Raw genomic sequence first — 18,685 nt, forward strand, 5'->3', positions numbered from 1 at the left:
CGTCGGGTGAGTGCCGTGCGCGCTTCAGGCGGCGGGCACGCGCACGGTGTTGAGGTGGTTGTCGGGGACGTCGCCGGCGAGTGCCTGGCGGATGCAGGCGAGCGCGGCGCGGCCGACCTCGCGGAGGGACTCCTCGGTCTGGCCGGCCACGTGCGGGGTGACGATGAGGTTGCCCAGGGCGGCGATCGGCACGGTGGTGTGCGACAGGGGGTTCTTCATGTCGACGGCCTCGGCCTCGAGGACGTCGAGTGCCGCTCCCGCGAGGTGGCCGCTGCGCAGGGCGGCGACCAGCGCCGCTTCGTCGACGAGCCCGCCGCGTGACGTGTTGACCAGCACGGCGCCTGGGCGGAGCGCGGCCAGTGCCGCGGCGCCGACGACGTGCCGGGTCGTGTCGGTCAGCGGCACGTGCAGGCTGAGCACGTCGGATCCGGCGATCAGGTCGTCGAACTCGACCTTGCGGGCGCCCAGTGCGGCGACCTGCGCGCTGTCCAGGACCGGGTCGGTGACCAGGACCTGCATGCCGAACCCACGGGCGATCTGCAGGACCAGCGACCCGATGCTGCCCAGGCCCAGCAGACCCAGCGTCCGGCCGTGCAGCTCGAAGCCGGTCAGGTCGGCCTTGCCCTCGGACCAGCGGCCGGCGCGGGTCTGCCCGGCCGCGGTCGGGATCCTCCGGGCGAGGGCGAGGGTGAGGGCGAAGACGTGCTCGGCGACGGCGCGGCTGTTGCGGCCCGGCGTGATGGTGACCCAGACGTCGGCGTCGGAGGCGGCGTCGAGGTCGACGTTGTCGTAGCCGACCCCGTGCCGGGCGATGATCTTCAGCCGAGGCGAGTTGATGATCTTGTCGCGGTCGAAGACCTCGCCGCGCAGGAGCACCGCCTCGACGGTGTGCTGGACCTGCTGGTAGGTGACGGCGGCCGGACCGTAGCCGAGGTGGATCTCACCGAGGTCGCGGAGTTCGGTGAGCACGTCGTCGTGGACGGGGTCGGAGACGTAGATGGTGGTCATGGTGGGTCCTCGTCAGCGGTAGAGGTGGCTGGCGGCGGGGGCGGTGTTGCGGCGGACGGCCAGTGAGATCACGGCCAGGCCCAGGGCGCCGGCGAGGACGAGGATGTAGGCGGGGATGAAGGTGCTGCCCGTCGCGTCGCTCAGCCAGGTGGCCAGGTACGGGCCACCTCCCCCGCCGACCACGGCACCGACGCTGTGCCCGAACGCGACCCCGGTGTGCCGGACCTTGACCGGGTAGAACTCGGGGATGATCGAGTAGGTGCCGGCCTGGCACAGCGCGTAGGGGATCATGCCGAGCGCGAGGCCGAGCATCGCCAGACCGACCGAGTGCTGGTTCATCAGCCAGAACGACGGGATCGTGATGACGAGGTAGGCCAGGTAGGAGTAGGTCAGCAGCCGCTTCGCGCCGATGCGCGTGCCCAGCAGTCCGCACACCGGGATCAGCACGGCGGCGAGCAGGACGGCGACCAGCACGATCGTCGAGGCGGCGGCCTTGGAGAAGCCCAGGACGTTGGAGAAGTAGACCGCGACGAACACGGTGCCGACGTAGGTGCCGATGTTCTGCACCAGCGAGATGGAGATGACCTTCGCCAGCGGGGCCCGGTAGCTCCGGAACACCTCGGCGATGGGCTTCTCGGTGGTGCGGTGCTCAGCCTTGCTGGCGACGTACTCCGGGCTGTCCTCGACCTGCAGCCGCAGGTACAGCACCAGCGCGGCGAGCGGGATGGCGAGCAGGAACGGGATCCGCCAGCCCCAGGACTCCATGGCCGGACCCGGCAGCAGCAACGCGACGATGGCGGCGACGCCGGCTGCCGCGCCCTTGCCCAGGTTGCCGAAGCTCGGAACGAAGGAGATGTAGAGCGGCCGCCGGTCGGGAGACGCCCACTCGCGGATGTAGCTGGCGGCTCCGCCGATCTCTCCGCCGGTGGAGAAGCCCTGCATCATCCGCAGGACGATCAGCAGGATGGGCGCGAGGACGCCGATCTGGGCGTAGCCGGGCAGCAGCCCGGTCAGCCCGGCCGCGGCACCCATCAAGATGATGCTGGCGATCAGGCTGGTCCGCCGCCCGTGTCGGTCACCGAGCCAGCCGAAGAACATGGCTCCCAGCGGCCGGACCAGGAAAGCCGAGCCGAACACCAGCAGGGTGTTGAGCAAGCCGATCGCCGGATCGTCGCTGGGGAAGAAGACGACGGCCAGCGTCGCGGCCACGTAGCCGTAGACGCTGAAGTCGTAGTACTCGATGAACGTGCCGAAGACGGCGACACCGGTCGCCTTCTTCGCCTTCGCCCGCCGCTCCGGCGTCACCGGTGGGGCGGACGTGAGATCGGTCGCTGACATGACGGTTCCCTCGCGAACTGTAGGACCTTATATTTTGGGACACTGTCCTATCTGATGAGGTCGAGTGTGTAAGGAGCGCCACAGCGGTGTCAAGACCCCATGCAGAGCCGAGGCCGTCCCTGGTGATCATCCGGACGCCTAGGCTCGTCCGGGTCAGGCCGCTTGCTGCACGGCCGAAGCGGAGCAGGGAGGACGACGATCGCGTGAGCGCACAGGAGCACGCCGACGGCGCGGTTGCCGGCAACGATCGGATCATCGCCGTCCTGGACGCCCTCATCACCCGCCCGATCGGCGACGGATGGGGCGTGCGCGAGCTGGCCGACGCCGTCGCTGCCAGCCGCAGCACGGTGAACCGGATCCTGCAGGGCCTGGCCGAGCGCGGACTCGCGCGCGTCGACGCGAACGCCACCTACTCGGTGGGACCCCGGCTGCGGGTCCTCGCGAAGGTCCTGCACGACCGGCACCCGCTGCTCCACGGGGCACTGCCCTTGATCGAGGAGCTCAGCCAGACCGCGGACGCCACGGTCATGCTCGCAGTACACGGCCCCCGGCCCGGTGCCGCGTTCATCGCCCTGCTGCGCCAGCAACCGGGCCCGGTCCGATACCACCTCGAACCGGGGATGGAGCTGCCGCTGCACGCCGGCGCCGCCGGCCGCGCGATCCTGTCCGAGGTCGGCGTCGACGTGCTCCAGCCCCCCCTCGCGCGGTACAGCGAGGACACCGTCATCGACACCGCACGACTCGCCGATGACCTGCGCGTCACCCGGGAGGCCGGCTATGCGATCAGCGTGGGCCAGCACATCCCGCTCGCCGCCGGAGTCGCCGCCCCGCTGCGGTTCGGACCGGACCTGGTGGCCGCGGTGTCAGCCACCCGGCTCCGCCACAGCACCACCGACGCCGACCTCGAACGCCTCGGCCCGATGGTGCGCAAGGCCGCCGATGCCATCGAGGACGCGGCCCACCCCAGGGTCGGCTCGGAACGGCCCGCCCGACCCTCCGGTGGCGACGGCACTGCTCTCGGGCGGGTGCAGCGGCTCCTGGAGATCCTCGTCGCCGAGCCTTCCGGCGCCCCGACCGGCACGGAGCTGGCCCGACGCCTGGGCGCCAACGAGGCGACAGCCGCCCGACTACGGGCCACGGCACTGGCGTCGGGACTGGCAGTGCCTACCGCGGGCCGCCGCATGGCGGCCGGCCCGCTCCTGCTGCGGTGGGCGGCCCGGATCGGACCGGCCTGGGACATCGCCGATCTGGCCGGCGACGCGCTGCAGGCCCTCGCCCGCGCCAGCGGAGAGACCGTCGGCCTCGCCGTCTTCGACCCCGGGACCGCCACCGCGACCCTGGCGGCCGAGGCCGGCGGCACCCGACCCGTCGAGTACAGCCTCGGCGTCGGATCACCGATCCCGCTCTACGCCGGGGCTGCCGGTAAGGCGATCCTGGCGCACTGCCCCGCAGAGACCGTGCAGAACCAGCCCCTCCAGCCACTCACCCCGCGCTCACCGACGACCATGGAACAACTCAGGAGAGACCTTCGGCGGATCCGCGACACCGGATGGGCCCGCGCCGAGGGCGAGCGCATCCCCGACGCATTCGGTCTCGCGGTGCCGTTCTTCGCCGACGGGGCCGTCGCAGGCTCGCTCACGTTCACGATCCCCCGCTTCCACGTCGACGAGGTCGACGTCCCCTCACTGACGACGATGCTCAGTGAGACAGCCCGGGAGTTGACGGCCCTGCTCTCGTTGTGATTCGCCTCGCACGCGGAATCGATTGGTCAGCTTCTCAGCCGGAGTCTTGCGACGCCGCCGCCCAGGCGGACGCCCGGCCCAGACGGCGTGCCACGGTCTCGTCGACGGTGATCGCGGCCCCGACGGCCCCTCATGGACCGCCCACGCGGGCGTGTTGGGGGTTGCTTCCGAGCTCACTGGCGAAGCCGGCTCGGTACAGGCGGACAACAGAAGGACACCGGCCGCCGAGGTGCCGACAGTCGCCAGGCGCATCTCGTGCCTCTCGCAGGTGGGGTGCCTCGGGGACGAGACGCTCTTCACCCGGCTCGATCGGCACGGCTGGAGATCCGCTCGAGCGGAGAGGTCGAGCGGCCTCCGCAGGACCGCAGAGGCGTTGGCCCCGGCCGTCAGTCGGGCAGCCCGGCCAGGAACTCCTCTGCCTGCTTGCGCCCCCCGTCGAACAGCTGGCGGATGAACGCCGGCCGGCGGTCCAGCTTGCTGGCCAGGTCGAGGTCGACGCCGAGATCGAGCGTGAGCTCCCGGATCTCGATGCGCCGATAGGGGTCCCCGAGCCGATCGGCCCACTCGTTGACCTTGCGGATGAGGTAGAGCTCCTGCTCCAGCGACTGGTTGCCGGCCAGCTCGTTGCGCCGGTCGGCGATGTCGCCCACCGTCGTCGGCACGGTGGCCCGGCTGCGCGGGTTGATGCGGATCACCCAGAGCTCCTCCGGGCGGGCATCGGACAGCTCGCGCACCGGCGGGTTCTGGCTGAACAGCCCGTCCCAGTAGTAGCGGCCCTGCTCCTCGACGGCGCGGAAGAGCAGCGGAACGGCGGCCGAGGCGAGCACGGCGTTCACGGTGATCTCCCGGCGTCGGCTGGAGAAGGCCTGGAAGTCGCCGGTGAGGACGTCGGCGGCGCCGACGAGCAGCAGCGGCTGGTCCTGCGGCGGGGACTCCTGCAGCCGGGCCAGCCGATCGACGTCCACGTGACGGGTCAGCAGGTCGGTGAAGGCGCCGCCGGCGATGTCCGGATAGGCGTAGGGGCTGACCGTCGGCAGCGACACCCGCCCCTCCAGCCGGGCCAGACCGACCAGCCACGCGTTCGCCGCCCTCGCGCTCAGCGTGGTGGCCGCGTTGGCTGCCCAGAAGCGCTCCAGCAGTCGGCCGGCCTCGGCCGCGCCACCGGTCAGCAGGCCGTACCAGGCCAGCAGAGCGCAGACCGCGCCACCCGAGGTGCCGGACAGGCCCACGACCCGGTGATCGGGGTCGGCCAGCAGACGCTGCAGCGCTCCGCCGGTGAACGCGGTGTGGCTGCCGCCGCCCTGACAGGCGATCGCGACCGTTCTCATCGGTGACCCCTCCCCCGCATCGAGGTGCCCACCATCTCGTGCCCGGCCGCTTCCCGGGGAGGTGGCGGCCAGCGCCGGCCGCCATCTCCTCCACCGTTGCGCCCCAATCAGTGGTGGAGGGGCATGGCTCGTCTGACACTCGTATGGGTGGCAGGCAAATGCGAGCAGTGGCGGTCACCGAGGGATCCCGGCGCTACCGCGGTGGATCGAGCATCCCGGGCCCGAAGAGCGGCGTGGCTTCTCCGTGACGCGGTGGTGACGGAAGACCTGGTGGACTCCACCCGGTGACGCCGACGCTAGCGACAACAGCCGGTCGGCGTGTCGGTGCCGGCCCGATGCGGAGGACTGATGACGTCGCTACCGAGCAACCCGTCCCGCGTGTTGCCGCCGGCGGACGAGCAGGACCTCGTGCGGGCGTTTGCAGTGTCAATCGTCAGTGCCCTCTCGCCCGACGAACTCGACCTCTTCGACGAGACGGCCGAGGAGTACTTCGAGGATCCGGAGGGAGTCCTGGACCCGGATCGCCGGGACGAGGCCGTCGGCTTCGGACTCGAGGCGGCCATGATCACTCCGGTGGTGCTGGCAGTGGCCACACCGGTCGTGCAGTTCCTCGCGGGACTCGTCACCGAGGCCACCAGGGAGGTCGCGAAGCCGGTGATCGTCAGGACGTTGCAACGCATCCTGCGGATTCGATCGGATGCAGGGGCCGCCGCGGAGACCCCCCTGGCCCTCACACAGGCTCAGGTGCAGAAGGTGCACGACGTTGCGTTGCAGCGAGCCCGCAGCCTGGGCCTCGCCGAAGACCGAGCTCGCCTGCTCGCCGACTCGGTCGCCGGTGGGGTCGTCGTCCCGTCCTGATCCGGCAGGTGAGTCGACATGTCGGCGTCCGAGTTCGACCAGACCACAGCACGGCCCCCCGAGGCGCCGCGCATCAACGTCCTGGCCCTCCCCTCACCCACGACGACCCGGTCATTCCTCCTCGTGACTGCTCTGCTGACCGCCGGTCTATTCGTGGGCACGTGGCTGCACAACGCACTGCCAGTCGGTGACACGTGGGTTCGGACCGTCGCCGCGTGCGAGCAGGAGGCGGGGGTCTCAACCGACGCCGCCAGCTTAGAAGACAGTGTCGACCGGCAGCGTGAGCTGGCCGCCTGCACCGGTCCCGTCGAGTGGGTCCGGGCAGCGTGGTCGGCTGGCGGCCTGCTCCTGGCCGGGACGGGGGGTCTGGTGCTTCTCTACGCCATCCCGCCCACGCTCCGGCGGCGGCGCCGGATGCGGGATGTCGGTCCTAACCGACTAGCGGGGACGCACCGGCGATTCATCGAACTCTCTGCCGAAGCCGGACTGGACCCACCACCGCGGCTGGTCACAGGCCACTCGAGCCAAGTGGACGCCTTCAGCTTCGGCGCTCCCGGCCAGTACGTCGTCGCGCTCCCCAAGAAGGTGGCGGCGAGCTGGCGCGACCCCACGAGTTTCGACCCGCTGATCCGGCACGAGCTCGCCCACATCGCCCACCACGACGTGCCGATCGCGTGGTTGTCCCGCTCCCTCCTCTACGCCCTGGTGCCTCTTCTCGCCGCGCCCGTGTTGATTGGCCTGATTGTCGGCGAGATCTCTCTCGTGCTCGAGTTCGCGGTGCGGGCCGCACTGCTGGCGGGCGTGGCGATACTGATCGCACGAGCGATCCTGCGGTCGCGTGAGTACGACGCGGACCTGCGTGCCGCCGGTACGGCGGGTGGGCCGGCTCCTCTGCAGGCCCTCCTGCGCTCCGCCCGTCCAGCGCCGGGAACACGAAGGGCATGGGGACGCGCCCTGGCCAACCACCCGGATCCGGTCGACCGTGCCGCGGTGCTGGAGCGGCCCGAGCTGCGCGCCGGCGTCCCCTTCCTCGACGGGCTTGCCGCGGCCTTCCTGACCGCACTGAGCGCACCTCTGCTGAAGACCCTGCTGATCACCTTCCTGGCGCCCGTCGGCCTGACCCAAATAGCCGTGGCCCTGGCACATGTCGCCGTCGGTTCGCTGCTGGGGGCCACCATCGGTCTGGCCCTGGCTCGCCAAGCCCTGATCGCGCGCACCTCCGACGTCCGGGTCCGTGTGTTTCCCGTTGCGTCGGGAGTTGCGGTCGGGTTGGTGCTGGGGCAGCTGGCGTCCTTGGCCGAAGCCGCCTTGGGGCCCGCACGGTCTCTGGAGCGCCCGGCCTGGCTGCTGAGCAGTGCGGCGCTCGGGCTGGGGGCCACGGTGCTCGTTGCGGCAGTCAGTGAGCTCTGGGCGGACGTGGCCTGCGTGTTCCGCCGTCCACGGAGTGCCTGGCTCATCGCCGTCGGGCTAGGTAGCGTCGTCTTCGCGACGGTCCTGTGGATGGCCGATGTCCTACGGACGTCGTACTCGCTGGGCGGGTGGTTGCTGGCCAGCGGGACGGTGGCCGGAACCATCGGTGCCCGGCTCCCCGGCGTGGTCGCTCTGCTGCTGGGGATCGGGGTGGCCCTGCTGCTCGCGCTTCGAAGGCGCGCCGGTACCACTCCCGGCTGGCTGATCGAGCAGACGAACCGGCCACCGTGGCCGCGGGACGGACGCCGCCTCGGCTCCACGGTCGTCTTGGTCGCCCTGCTGTGCGGTGCCGTCGGCGCCCTCACCGTCGTGGGTCTCGTCGTGCTGTTCCCCTCCGGGAACGCGAGCGATGTGGAGCGCCGCTTCTACGGCTCGCTGTGGGTCGCCGCCGTAGCAGGCCTCGCGGCGGCACTCGCACTGACGGCAGCGGTGCCACGTCGCGGACCGGCGCTGGCGCTGTCGGCGGCGCCCCTGGCGTCGCTGGTGTCGGCGTCCGGGCTGCTGGCCGTCGGGATGGCGCGAGGCGTGGACGTGTCCCTGGGCATGGCCGCGGTGGCCGTGCTGCCTCCGCTGGGCATGGGGCTGGCGCTGGTGGCTGGTACAGCGGGGCTCGCCCTGCTGGACAGTCGGCACCGCGCTGCCGCTGGAGTCAGGCCGACGCTGGTGGGCGGCGGAATCGTGGCCGTTGCGCTGGCGGTCGGCACGGCCGCCGCCTATCCCGCGCTCACGGGCTTCGTCGAGGCGACCCCGGTCGAACTCGGGGTGGACGACCCGGGGGCCGTCGAGGTATTGGCCTATCTCGACTCCGTGGCTCCGGACGCGGAGCAGCGTCTGATCGCCGCGAGCGAGCAAGCGGCACAGATCTCGGCGGACCGGTCGCTGGGGTCCGCCGCCATGGCTGATCGACTCAGCGCGGAGCCGGCCGAGGACCTGAGGTCCCTGCTGGAGGACGTACGACGGCAGACGCCGCAGGATCCTCGGCTCAGCGCTCTCCACCAGGACGTCGTGGCCGCCGTGGAACTGGAGCTGCGAGCCGTCGAGTCGTTCATTGAGTATCTGCGTACCGGCGACCTTGCCGCCAAAACCCGCAGCGACGAGGAGTACCAGCAGGCGGTCGAGCGGCACAGCGCCTGGGCGACGGCATTGAACCAACTGTCGGCCGACGTAGCGGGCGACTGATCGCTCCTGCGACGGGAGAACCCCAGCAGCGCTAGTTCCGTCGGTCAGAGTCGGCGTCGGCGTCACACGTAAAACCATGGCTGAACACAACCGGGCGACAAGGAGGTCCTGCGGTGTCGCTCCCCGGATTGGACTCGAACCAATAAGCGCGATTGGCCGGTCGCACCTCACCGCTGCTACTCCTTCGTGGCCAATGTAGCCCTCTTACCAAGAGGTCTTTCACAGCCGATCACGCCGTTGCAAACCCGTCCACACCCCTGTTCACCCTGAATCGATGGGGGAAAACGGAGCTGAAGTGAGGCGCCACGGGACGTCCGCCGCTGGCTCTGGGCACCGTCGGCGCCATCCGCTACTACAAGACCGCCACCGGCTTCCGCGCCCGCGTGCTCGTCCGGGATTACGACGACCGGGTTCGGGCGTGGAGCGGCGCGCGGCGAGCAAGACCGCCGCCGAGCAGGCACTGAAGCTGGCCTTGCGCGACCGCACCCCAATCCAGGCCCGCGGCGAGTCACCGCCGACAGCCGGGTGACCGTGCTGGCCGATGCCTGGTACGCCGGACTGACCGACCTCTCCCCCAACACCCTGCAGGCCTACCGCGACCGCCTCGACCGCCAGCTCCTCCCTCGCCTGGGATGTGTCGAGAGGGGCTGTGGACCCGGCACCGAAACAGGAGTCCGACACCCGCTCTCGGCGTGCGGGTGTCGGACCGTAGACTGGCCAGCTACGACCGTCGGGCGTGTACAGCACGGGCACCCCGGGTCGGTAGAGCCCATCGACGACGACGGCTGGCGTGATGTCGTCCACCCAGGCGGGGTGCGGTCCTCGCGGACCCGGAAGCCCCCACCCTCGTGAGGCGACCCCGCCGCCCGCTCATCTGGAGTGGCGGGGGCCCGACCGCGGCAGTCCCCTGGAGGACGCAGCGGCTGGTCGGGGACGTGCTGAGGCTCTCCGTCAGGAGCCGCCGCGCCCCGTCTCGGGGTGCCGGCTGTCGCCGGGGGCTGCGCGCCGAGGAGTTCGCCGGTGGTCACGAGGTGGTCGGCGATGTCGCGGACCCTACGGTTGGTGTTCGTCGACGCCTAGACGATCCGCTGGAAGGCCTGGTCGGGGGTGAGCTCGTAGCGCTCGATGAGCACGCCCTTGGCCTGGTCGATCACTGCACGCGACTTGAGCGCGAGCTAAAAGCTGGTTTCCGACCGCGACCGCGACCGCGGCGTAGGGGCGAACCGGGTGGCCGTCGCCCGGCTGTGAGCGTCGAAGGCGTCGGCCTGCCGGGCGTAGATGTTCAGCGCGCCGCTGACCTGGTGCTCCTCGTCGACGGCCAGCGTGAGCCTCAGCGAGCTGAGGCAGCCGCGCTCGACCGCGCGTGGCAGGTAGCGCAGCCACCGGGTGTCGGTGACCGCGGTGAGCTCACCGGTACGGGCGGCGTACAGGCAGAATCCGTGGACGCGATCGAACTGGCGCGCGTCGAGGTCAGAGCCAGCTGACTGGTCTACACCGCCGTTCTGGGCTGGTCCTCGACCAGCAGGGTCACCGACGTTTCGGTGTGGCAGGCATCACCGTCTTGGTCAGGTCGGCCACCGTTTGCAGCAGGTCCTCCATCGTCAGCTCCCGCGGCGAGAACCGGGCCAGCCGCTCCAGCGCCTCGTCGGCGTTCGCCGGTTGCGGGTCCTGGCTGCTGGCCATGGCACGGCCTCCGGTCTGATGCACCGGGGCGGGTGAACTCGGCCGCGGACCCCGATCCGGCGTCCGTGCTGGCGCGGTACGCCGTGATCTGGACCCACGGTCGGCGCCGGGTCGTCCCCGCGCCTGTCCGAGGGCTACGCCGCGAGGGTGTCGAGGGGGATCTCGCGTTCGACCACGCGTCGGGCGAGTTCGTCGAGGTCCTCGCCGTGCGCATAGGCGTGGGCCCTCAGGAGCGCCAGCGCGTCGGTGCTGCTGACGTCGAGAGCGGCGTTGAGGACACCCATGGCCATCCAGACCACCGATCGCCGCTCGGCGGCCGGTGCGTCCAACCACACCGGCCCGTCGCTGTGCGGACGAGCCGCCCGGCTGTGCGCCCGGAGCACCGCGGTCACCTCGGCGCCGATCTCCAGCGCGTCCGCGAGGCTGAGCGCGGTGACGCCCCCCGGTGGGACCGTGTAGAGGTCCAGCGCCCCGACGCCGCGCAGCTCGTCCTCCAGCGGCAGTGAGATGACCCCGCGGATCGGCGTCCGGGTCACCAGCCCGTCGTAGAACGCCGGCCACCGGGACCGGATGGTCGCCTCGTCCGCCACCTGGGCACGGCCCTCGGCGTGCGCGGACAGACACGGCCCCGCACCCGCGGTGAACTGCAGCCGCTCCGCGGTGGCCGCCACAGGATCACTGGCACCCAACGGCAGCCGCCGGTCCTCGGCGAAGAACAGGCTGATGCCCGCGCCATCGACCGGCAGCACCCGGGCACACGCCCGCGCCAGCCGCTCGGGCAGCAGCTCCGGACCGGCCAGCTCGACCGCCGCCTCGGCGACCGCCGCCCGGAACTCCTCGACGACCGTCACAGCCCTCCTACCCTCCCAGGACCGACCACCGTCGGCGCACGACACCGACGGCGAGCTCCGTCAGCCCGCGCTGCACAGCATGACCGCTCACGCACACCACCGCGCCACGGACCAGGACCGCCACGGACCCAACGCCAGAACCGCAGGACCGCCTACGGACACGTCCTCCCGCGGATGTCGCCTCGTGAGACGTCGGACCTCACCAGGCACATGCTCACCGGGCTTCGGGGCCCTGGTCGGCGATCCGTGGCGTCGGCGTGACCAGGTCGCCGGGCACCGCCGAGAGCGGGTCACCGCGCCGGGGTGCAGCCAGCAACGATGCGGTGACCCGGAAGGCGCAGGCCCCACGTCATCCGACCGGCAGGCACGGTGCGGCACGAGCGCGGCGACCCCCCCGGCGGGGGACCTCGCCACGGCACGCTGCCCTGTCCGCGGGCGCCTCGCCCCCACCTGGCGAGGCGCGGCAGCACCCGCGGACAGGGCTCGGTCACTCGTGGAGCCTGCGCAACACGGCATGGAAGGCCTTCTTGCCCTCGAAGCCGATGCCCGGGATCTCGGTGAGTCCGACTCGACTGTCGCGGACCACGGCATCGTCGGCGAAGCCGCCGGTCGGCTGGAACTCCCCGGGGTAGGACTCGTTACCGCCGAGCTTGAGGGCGGCGGCGATGTGCAGGGAGAACTGGTGGCCGCCGTGCGGGATGCACCGGCGGGAGGACCAGCCGTGCTCGGCGAGCATCTGCTGGGTGCGCAGGTACTCGGTGAGGCCGTAGCTGAGGGCAGGGTCGAACTGCAGGTAGTCCCGGTCCGGGCGCATGCCGCCGTAGCGGATGAGGTTGCGGGCGTCCTGGACGGAGAACAGGTTCTCGCCCGTCGCGATGGAGCCGCTGTAGTGCTCGGACAACACCGCGTTCAGTCGGTAGTCCAGCGGGTCGCCGACCTCCTCGTACCAGAAGAGGCCGTAGGGCTCGATCGCGCGGCCGTAGCGCAACGCGGTGTCCAGGTCGAAGCGGCCGTTGACGTCGACCGCCAGCCGGGAGCCATCACCGTCGAGGACGTCCAGGACGGCCTCGATGCGCTCGAGGTCCTCCGACAGGTCCGCGCCGCCGATCTTCATCTTCACGACGCGGTAGCCCTGGTCGAGGAACGCGCGCATCTCGTCCTGCAGGTCGCTCAGACCCTTCCCGGGGGCGTAGTAGCCGCCGGCGGCGTACACGAACACCTCGTCGTCGGGCTGCCCGTCGCCGTACCGGTCCGACAGGTACCGGTACAACGGCTGGCCGGCGATCTTCGCGGCCAGGTCGAACAGAGCCATGTCGACGACGCCGACGGCGACGGAACGCTCACCGTGCCCACCGGGCTTCTCGTTGTTCATCATGATCGACCAGGCCCTGGTGGGGTCCAGTTCCCCGGCCTCGTCCAGCAGAGCCTCCGGTTCGGCCGCCGTGAGCCGCGGCAGGATCCGCCGACGGAGGATCTCCCCGGCGCTGTAGCGGCCGTTGGAGTTGAAGCCGTAGCCGACCACCGGCTCCCCGTCGCGCACCACGTCGCTGACGATCGCCACGATCGAGCAGTCCATCGAGCTGAAGTCGATCCACGCGTTGCGGATCGAGGAGCTGATCGGGACGACCCCTTCGTGGACTGACTGGATCCTCACTGCACGTCCTCCGTTCGGGAATGGGATCTGGGCGCTGCGGTGGGCCGCTCGGCGGCGAGGCACTCCACCGTCTCCCGCAACTCGTGAGCCTCGCGGTCGCGCAGGGTCTCGACGAGCATCTGGTGGCCGATGAGTGCACCGGCCTCCTCAGCGAGACGACGCGAGAGGATGAGGTTCCGGCTGGGGTGGGCGTCGTCCACGTCGGCCGGGGCGAGCACCTGCTGCAACCCCGGTCGGCGGTGACGACCAGCGCCCGGGTGTCCGGCTCCCCCGCTCATGCGCCCACGCCGGCCGGGGTGCCCGCCCGGTCGAGAACCGCGCGCGTGGAGCCGGCGGTGTCCGCCGTTCCGCCGAGGTCGGCGGTGCCAACGGCGTCGGCCAGCGCGCCGAAGGCGGCGGCGGGCAGCTCGGCGCTGGCGTCGGGGTGTCCCAGGTGGTCGAGCATCATGACCGCCGACCGGATGGCGCCCAGCGGGTCGGCCTCGCCCCGCCCGGCGACGTCGGGATCCGAGCCGTGGACCGGCTCGAACATCGACGGGAACTCGCGCTCGGGGTCGAGGTCGGCCGCCGGCGCGACGCCGATGCTGCCGGTCACCGCGTAGGTGGACGACGCGGGTGACGCCCGTGCGGGGTGAAGACCGCCTCCTGCACCGCCAGTTCGTCGGCGGTGCCGCGGCCCAGCCGGCCGCCGGTCTCGGAGTACTCGCCCTCGACGTTCTCCCGGACCACGACGAGGTCGACGCCCCCCGCGCCGGTGGAGCGCAGCGAGTTGGGTACGCCGGCGAGCACTGTGACCGGGCGCAGGTCGACGTACTGCTGAAAGGTGCGCCGGATCGGGATGAGCAGCCCCCACAGGGACACGTGGTCGGGCACGCCAGGCCAGCCGACCGCACCCCACAGCACCGCGTCGTGGTGGCGGATCCGGTCCAGGCCGTCGTCGGGCATCATCGCGCCTTCGACCAGGTACCGCTCGCAGGACCAGTCGAAGGAGTCGTCGGCGAACTTCATGCCGTGGCGGCGGCCGACGGCGTCGAGCAGCGCCTGAGCGGGAGGCAGCACCTCGGCGCCGATGCCATCACCGGGGACGAGGGCGATGCGGTGGCGCGTCATGGGTCCAGTGGACCGGGCTCCGCCTCGCAGGTCCAAGACGTAGATCCTCGTCTCTCGACAGGTTGCGCCTATCAGCCGGACGGGTCCCCGACCGCCTGCGTCAGCTCGAGGAAGGCCGCGGCGGCCGGGCTGAGCCGGCCTGACCGGTACACCAGAGACACCTGAAGGACGTCAGGGCAGTCCAGCGCGCGGACGGCTGCACCGGCCGACCGGGCGAGTGCCTGCCACGAGTCAGGGACGATGGCGATCCCGACCCCTGTCAGCACGAGCGGCAACACCGCCTCCCGGTGCTCCACCTCGACCGCGAACCGGATGTCGGGGGTCTGCCGGCGCACCGTGTCAGCCACCCGGCGCATCCCGGTCCCCTGCTGGCCGACGATGAGCGCGCGGCCGGCGAGATCGGCCGGGCGCACGGGGTCCCCGGCCGGCAGCGCCGCCGCGTCCTTCGCCAGGAGGGCGAAGCGCTGGGTCTCCAGGTGCAGGACCATCAGCTCCGGCGACGCCGGCGCGGAGGGAGCGGTGGCCACCAACCCGAGTTCGGCGGCGCCGGTGGCGAGCATCTCCTGCACGTCGGTGGGCGTGCTCGCTCCGCGGACGGTGAGCTGCACCAACGGATGCCGGCCAGCGAAGGCGGCGATCATGCCGGTGAGCGGGCTGACCGACTGCGAGGGCATCGTCGCGATGATCAACTCACCGCCCAGCAGTCCCTCGACGGCCTCCACGGTCGCCCGGGCCAGGTCCAGTCCGCGCATCACCTCGCGGGCAGGACCGATCAGTGCCCGTCCGGCAGCGGTGAGCACCAGACGCCGTCCGGTGCGGTGGAACAGCTGACTGCCGAGGTCCCGCTCCAGCACCCGCAGCGCCTGGGAGACCGAGGGCTGGGCGACGTAGAGCTGCTCGGCCGCCCGGTGCACGCTGCCGGCGTCGACCACGGCGAGGAAGTACCGCAGCTGCCGGGTGTCCACGGTCCACCTCCGCTGACAGGGGACGCCCATCACCTTGCCAGCAACCTGATCCTTGACCGATGCGCGCTTGGGCGGTCTCAGCGGCTGCCGATGTGACGGGCGGCACGAAGCGTCGTCCGCGCGCCCAGTCCCCGAGGGGGGCGCCGTGTCCGATGCCTGGCCTCGAGGAAGCCGACGCGTGGTCAGGTGGAGTGTGAGCGGGTGCCCGGCCGTCAGGCGGCGGCCCTGACCGCGTCGGCGGTCTCGGCGGCGCGCTGGGTGCCCCGGGTGGCCACGGTCGCGGCCACGAGGACGGCGGCGGCCAGCAGCAGGCCGGCTCCGGTGAGGAAGCCGGTGGTGTAACCCAGCGCCAGCGCCTCGCCGGCCCGGGCCACGGCGCCGGGATCGTCGACAGCCAGGCCCTGATGCAGCACCTGGGCGGCACCGGGCAGCTGCTCGTCGGCTGCGGCGGTGGAGACGGTGGTCAGCACAGCCAGGCCGAGCGCGGCGCCGATCTGCTGGGCGGTGTTGACCAGCGCCGAGGCGACGCCGGCCCGGTCCTCGGCGACCCGGTGCACGGCGGTCAGGGTCAGCGGCACGAACGCCAGCCCGAGACCGAACGAGGTGAGGAACAGCGCCGGCATGACGTGGCCGGCATAGGAGGAGTCCACGGTCAGCGTCGACAGCCAGAACATGCCGCCGGCGGCCAGCACCAGACCGGGCGCGGCCACGACCCGCGGCGCGAGGCGCTCGACCAGCTCGGAGCTGACACCCGAGGCCAGGATGATGCCGGCGGCGAAGGGCAGGGAGGCCAGGCCGGTCGTCAACGCCCCGAACTGCAGCACCTGCTGCAGGAACAGCGCCAGCAGGTAGAACGAGCCCATCAGGCCGGCGCCGATGAACAGGATCGTGGCGTAGGAGCCGGCCCGGTTGCGGTCGGCGAACAGGCCCAGCGGCAGCAGCGGCTGCGCGGTGCGCCCCTGCAGCACCAGGAACACGGCCAGCAGCACGGCGGCGACGGCGAACGCGACCAGGGTCACCGCGTCGGTCCAGCCGTGCTCGCCGGCGCGGGTGATGCCGTAGACCAGCCCGACCATCGCGCCGGTGCCGCTCACCGCACCTGAGGTGTCCAGCCGGCCGCGGCCGCGGCCGCCCGCGGGCAGGGCGCCGGTGCCGGCGAGCACCGCCAGCCCGATGGGGATGTTGATGAAGAACACCCACCGCCAGTCGAGCAACCCGGTGAGCGCCCCGCCGAGGAGCACGCCGGCGACGATGCCGACCGCGGACATGGCGCCGTAGACGGCCATCGCGGAGTTGCGGGCCTTGCCGATCGGGAAGGTGGTGACGATCAGTGCCAGCGCGTTCGGCGCGGCCAGCGCCGCTCCCAGTCCCTGCAGGGCGCGGGCGGCGATCAGCAGTCCCGTGTTCGGCGCGAGGCCGCCGAGCAGCGACGCGGCGACGAAGACAGCGAGGCTGATCCGCAGCACCCGCCGCCGGCCGAACAGGTCACCGACGCGCCCCCCGAACAGCAGCAGCGCGCCGAAGACGAGCACGTAGGCGTTGATCACCCACGGCAGGTCGGCCGCGGAGACACCCAGATCGGCCTGGATGCTCGGCAGCGCGATGTTGGCGATGCTGTCGTCGAGGACCAGCATCAGCTGAGCCGTGGCGATCACGAGCAGAGACAGGCCCAGCCGTCGGCCGGCGGGGGAAGCCGCGGAGGTCCGCGACCGGTCGGGCGATTCGGCTGACATGGGACGACTCCTGCTGCTCGTAGGTCATGCCAGTTACTTCCGTGCGGTATCAGTGCCCATAGATATACCCCCGGGGGGTATTTTCGCAAGCAGCAGTGATCGGCGTCACGACCGCTGGGCGCCGCCCCCGAGCCCTGCCCTGACCACACGAGGGAGGGGCTTGCGTCGCCTCGCGGCGAGGGGCCCGGTCCGCATCCGGCGACACGATCGACACCTCGCCACCCAGGGCGTCAGCAGAGGTGACGCCGTCCTGCTGGTGCTCGCCGACCAGGTCTCTGGGAGGCGATGCTGGGGATCATGGAGGCCGGGGCGGTGCCGGACACGGCGCACGGCTCGCCGAAGGCGCCACCGGGCGGCACAGTCGTCAGGCCCGGGTGCGGGCCGCCGATGGCAACGATGGTGGTCACAGCGTTGATCGAAGGGCCGCCCAGGGCCGTTCCAGATCCCTCCGGAACGGCCCCTGACCTGCTCTGTCGGGCTGACAGGGTTTGAACCTGCGACCCCCTGACCCCCAGGCAACTTCTCCCCGTCCATGGAAGTTCGCCTGCGTCCTATTTGCCCAGGTGGCAAGGGGCGCGGCGTCCGGTGGAATACGCGACCGTCCGTAAGAGTCCGAGTCGCGTTGCGGTTCCGGTTGCGGTTCCGCGGCTTCGGCAGCCAGCTCCCGCGACCGAGCGCACGGGGCAGGCGTCCCCTACAGCGCCGGAGCACCCCGGGTAGAGCTGAGAGGACTCGAACGGGACTGCTGCACGAGCAGGTGACAGCTGATCTGTGGTGCCGAGAGGCGCCGCTGGAAGGATGTTCACCTGCTCGTGCAGCAGTCCCGGACCAGGTCGAGCGTCGTCGTCGCTGCGGGAGCCCCAGGACCACGTGTTACACACCGCGTGCACGACGTGTGGACCTGTGACGCCATGGAGGCGAACCAGCCGTCGGAGCAGGAATCGGGCACACCCCTCCCCCAGGAGGCCGCCGTGAATCGCAGCCACCGTCTGCTCCGCTCGGCAATCGCAGCCGCCGCGGCCGTCGCGGCCGGCGTGCTGACCCGATCGATGGTGAAGGCCGTCAGTGCTCCCGAGACGGAGACGATGGTCCCGCTTCGGCTCCTCGTGCGGGTGATCCTGACTGATTGAGCGGCACGGGTCGCCTATCAGGGGCGCGACCGCATGGGTGGAGGACGACTGGAGGTCCCTGCTGGCGGACCTACCGCTTGAGCTGCGGCTGTAGGCGCTCGCGGTGCACGAGCTGGCGAGGGATCGAGCGATGGGCCAGCCGCTCGGGACCGCGGCAGCCACCTGGCGTGCTGCGGCTACCGCTGAGGGACTCGATGCAGGTCACGAGTGGGTTCCGGCGGCCGCAGCCCGCATCAGCGTTGACACGGGCCCGTGACCACGCGATGCCGGCTGACCGCCCTGCTGGGCGAGTGGGTGGATTGGTCAACGCTCGGGCTGCCTCGACGCACGTCCAGACGTGCTCGCGGCCGTCGTCGACCATCCAACCGTGCGCGCCCGGCCCAGCCGGGGAGCGCGGTGCGGGCCCAGGCCCCCTCGGCCGGGTCGCGGTCGTCGGCTGGCACCGGCGGACTTTCGACTGCGGCATCGGCGACGTCGACGACGTCGGCGAGCCAACCGCCGCTGGCGGCCACGACGCGGACGCTCACCGGCGACCGCCCGCGCCGCGGGCCGTTCGAGGTCCGCTCCTGATCGAGAGGAGCACCCCGTCAACATGCACCGGCACACGGTCCCGCAGCCACGGGCCCACACCGACCG

17 protein-coding genes are annotated in these 18,685 nt (G+C 71.6%); 5 read left to right on the forward strand and 12 right to left on the reverse strand.

From position 1 onward, the window contains the following. Window positions 1–24: 24 nt before the first annotated feature. Complete coding sequence (locus JOD57_RS01560; RefSeq protein WP_204690302.1) at window positions 25–1,008, reverse strand: NAD(P)-dependent oxidoreductase; 984 nt, start codon at window positions 1,006–1,008, stop codon at window positions 25–27. Between the two features lie 12 nt (window positions 1,009–1,020). Then, window positions 1,021–2,346: an MFS transporter gene (locus tag JOD57_RS01565; protein WP_204690303.1), complete on the reverse strand. Its 1,326-nt coding sequence runs from the start codon at window positions 2,344–2,346 to the stop codon at window positions 1,021–1,023. 122 nt (window positions 2,347–2,468) lie between these two features. On the opposite strand from JOD57_RS01565, the gene JOD57_RS01570 reads away from it, so the two are divergent. Continuing rightward, on the forward strand, window positions 2,469–4,088 hold the full coding sequence (locus JOD57_RS01570; RefSeq protein ID WP_204690304.1) for an IclR family transcriptional regulator: 1,620 nt from the start codon (window positions 2,469–2,471) through the stop codon (window positions 4,086–4,088). A 386-nt stretch (window positions 4,089–4,474) separates the two neighbouring features. Here the strand turns inward: JOD57_RS01570 and JOD57_RS01575 are convergent, their stop codons facing one another. After that, a complete protein-coding gene (locus JOD57_RS01575; protein WP_204690305.1) occupies window positions 4,475–5,416 on the reverse strand; it encodes a patatin-like phospholipase family protein in 942 nt (313 codons plus the stop codon). A gap of 348 nt (window positions 5,417–5,764) precedes the next feature. On the opposite strand from JOD57_RS01575, the gene JOD57_RS01580 reads away from it, so the two are divergent. Further along, window positions 5,765–6,274 (forward strand): hypothetical protein, encoded by a 510-nt coding sequence (locus tag JOD57_RS01580; RefSeq protein ID WP_204690306.1) that lies wholly within the window; start codon window positions 5,765–5,767, stop codon window positions 6,272–6,274. A gap of 18 nt (window positions 6,275–6,292) precedes the next feature. Beyond that, the gene (locus tag JOD57_RS01585; RefSeq protein ID WP_204690307.1) at window positions 6,293–8,923 is read left to right on the forward strand and encodes a M48 family metalloprotease; all 2,631 of its coding nucleotides are present in this window, start codon (window positions 6,293–6,295) and stop codon (window positions 8,921–8,923) included. 1,076 nt (window positions 8,924–9,999) lie between these two features. Here JOD57_RS01585 and JOD57_RS26610 read toward each other — a convergent pair. Continuing rightward, window positions 10,000–10,077: an ANTAR domain-containing protein gene (locus tag JOD57_RS26610; protein WP_307824933.1), complete on the reverse strand. Its 78-nt coding sequence runs from the start codon at window positions 10,075–10,077 to the stop codon at window positions 10,000–10,002. A gap of 90 nt (window positions 10,078–10,167) precedes the next feature. Between JOD57_RS26610 and JOD57_RS26615 the strand changes: the two genes are divergently transcribed. Then, the gene (locus tag JOD57_RS26615; RefSeq protein ID WP_307824365.1) at window positions 10,168–10,407 is read left to right on the forward strand and encodes a hypothetical protein; all 240 of its coding nucleotides are present in this window, start codon (window positions 10,168–10,170) and stop codon (window positions 10,405–10,407) included. A gap of 43 nt (window positions 10,408–10,450) precedes the next feature. Here the strand turns inward: JOD57_RS26615 and JOD57_RS26620 are convergent, their stop codons facing one another. The 8 genes from JOD57_RS26620 to JOD57_RS01625 all read right to left on the reverse strand — a co-directional run bounded on the left by JOD57_RS26620 (window position 10,451) and on the right by JOD57_RS01625 (window position 16,919). After that, window positions 10,451–10,606, reverse strand: a complete 156-nt coding sequence (locus JOD57_RS26620) for a hypothetical protein (protein WP_307824366.1) — start codon at window positions 10,604–10,606, stop codon at window positions 10,451–10,453. A gap of 134 nt (window positions 10,607–10,740) precedes the next feature. Continuing rightward, entirely contained in the window at window positions 10,741–11,457 is a 717-nt protein-coding gene (locus JOD57_RS01595) for an ANTAR domain-containing protein (protein ID WP_307824367.1), read from the reverse strand. A gap of 487 nt (window positions 11,458–11,944) precedes the next feature. After that, complete coding sequence (locus JOD57_RS26625; protein WP_204690309.1) at window positions 11,945–13,111, reverse strand: mandelate racemase/muconate lactonizing enzyme family protein; 1,167 nt, start codon at window positions 13,109–13,111, stop codon at window positions 11,945–11,947. Continuing rightward, window positions 13,108–13,329 (reverse strand): hypothetical protein, encoded by a 222-nt coding sequence (locus tag JOD57_RS01605; protein ID WP_204690310.1) that lies wholly within the window; start codon window positions 13,327–13,329, stop codon window positions 13,108–13,110. Before JOD57_RS01605 ends, JOD57_RS26625 begins: the two co-directional genes overlap by 4 nt. A gap of 56 nt (window positions 13,330–13,385) precedes the next feature. Continuing rightward, window positions 13,386–13,706 (reverse strand): isocitrate/isopropylmalate family dehydrogenase, encoded by a 321-nt coding sequence (locus JOD57_RS01610; protein ID WP_204690311.1) that lies wholly within the window; start codon window positions 13,704–13,706, stop codon window positions 13,386–13,388. Continuing rightward, window positions 13,703–14,221, reverse strand: a complete 519-nt coding sequence (locus JOD57_RS01615; protein ID WP_204690312.1) for an isocitrate/isopropylmalate family dehydrogenase — start codon at window positions 14,219–14,221, stop codon at window positions 13,703–13,705. Before JOD57_RS01615 ends, JOD57_RS01610 begins: the two co-directional genes overlap by 4 nt. A gap of 71 nt (window positions 14,222–14,292) precedes the next feature. Continuing rightward, window positions 14,293–15,186 (reverse strand): LysR family transcriptional regulator, encoded by an 894-nt coding sequence (locus JOD57_RS01620; protein ID WP_204690313.1) that lies wholly within the window; start codon window positions 15,184–15,186, stop codon window positions 14,293–14,295. 212 nt (window positions 15,187–15,398) lie between these two features. Next, window positions 15,399–16,919 carry an MFS transporter gene (locus tag JOD57_RS01625; protein ID WP_204690314.1) on the reverse strand — a complete coding sequence of 507 codons (1,521 nt, stop codon included), beginning with the start codon at window positions 16,917–16,919 and terminating at the stop codon, window positions 15,399–15,401. An 884-nt stretch (window positions 16,920–17,803) separates the two neighbouring features. Between JOD57_RS01625 and JOD57_RS01630 the strand changes: the two genes are divergently transcribed. Further along, a complete protein-coding gene (locus JOD57_RS01630; RefSeq protein ID WP_204690315.1) occupies window positions 17,804–18,049 on the forward strand; it encodes a hypothetical protein in 246 nt (81 codons plus the stop codon). Window positions 18,050–18,685: the final 636 nt, after the last annotated feature.

Origin of the sequence: Geodermatophilus bullaregiensis, assembly GCF_016907675.1 — a bacterium.
Classification (GTDB): Bacteria; Actinomycetota; Actinomycetes; order Mycobacteriales; family Geodermatophilaceae; genus Geodermatophilus; species Geodermatophilus bullaregiensis.

What these genes read in the sequence shown, in the direction of transcription:
- JOD57_RS01560 (WP_204690302.1), bottom strand. Translation starts at nt 1,008, where the DNA reads ATGACCACCATCTACGTCTCCGACCCCGTCCACGACGACGTGCTCACC.
- JOD57_RS01565 (WP_204690303.1), bottom strand. Translation starts at nt 2,346, where the DNA reads ATGTCAGCGACCGATCTCACGTCCGCCCCACCGGTGACGCCGGAGCGG.
- JOD57_RS01575 (WP_204690305.1), bottom strand. Translation starts at nt 5,416, where the DNA reads ATGAGAACGGTCGCGATCGCCTGTCAGGGCGGCGGCAGCCACACCGCG.
- JOD57_RS01580 (WP_204690306.1), top strand. Translation starts at nt 5,765, where the DNA reads ATGACGTCGCTACCGAGCAACCCGTCCCGCGTGTTGCCGCCGGCGGAC.
- JOD57_RS01585 (WP_204690307.1), top strand. Translation starts at nt 6,293, where the DNA reads ATGTCGGCGTCCGAGTTCGACCAGACCACAGCACGGCCCCCCGAGGCG.
- JOD57_RS26620 (WP_307824366.1), bottom strand. Translation starts at nt 10,606, where the DNA reads ATGGCCAGCAGCCAGGACCCGCAACCGGCGAACGCCGACGAGGCGCTG.
- JOD57_RS01615 (WP_204690312.1), bottom strand. Translation starts at nt 14,221, where the DNA reads ATGACGCGCCACCGCATCGCCCTCGTCCCCGGTGATGGCATCGGCGCC.
- JOD57_RS01625 (WP_204690314.1), bottom strand. Translation starts at nt 16,919, where the DNA reads ATGTCAGCCGAATCGCCCGACCGGTCGCGGACCTCCGCGGCTTCCCCC.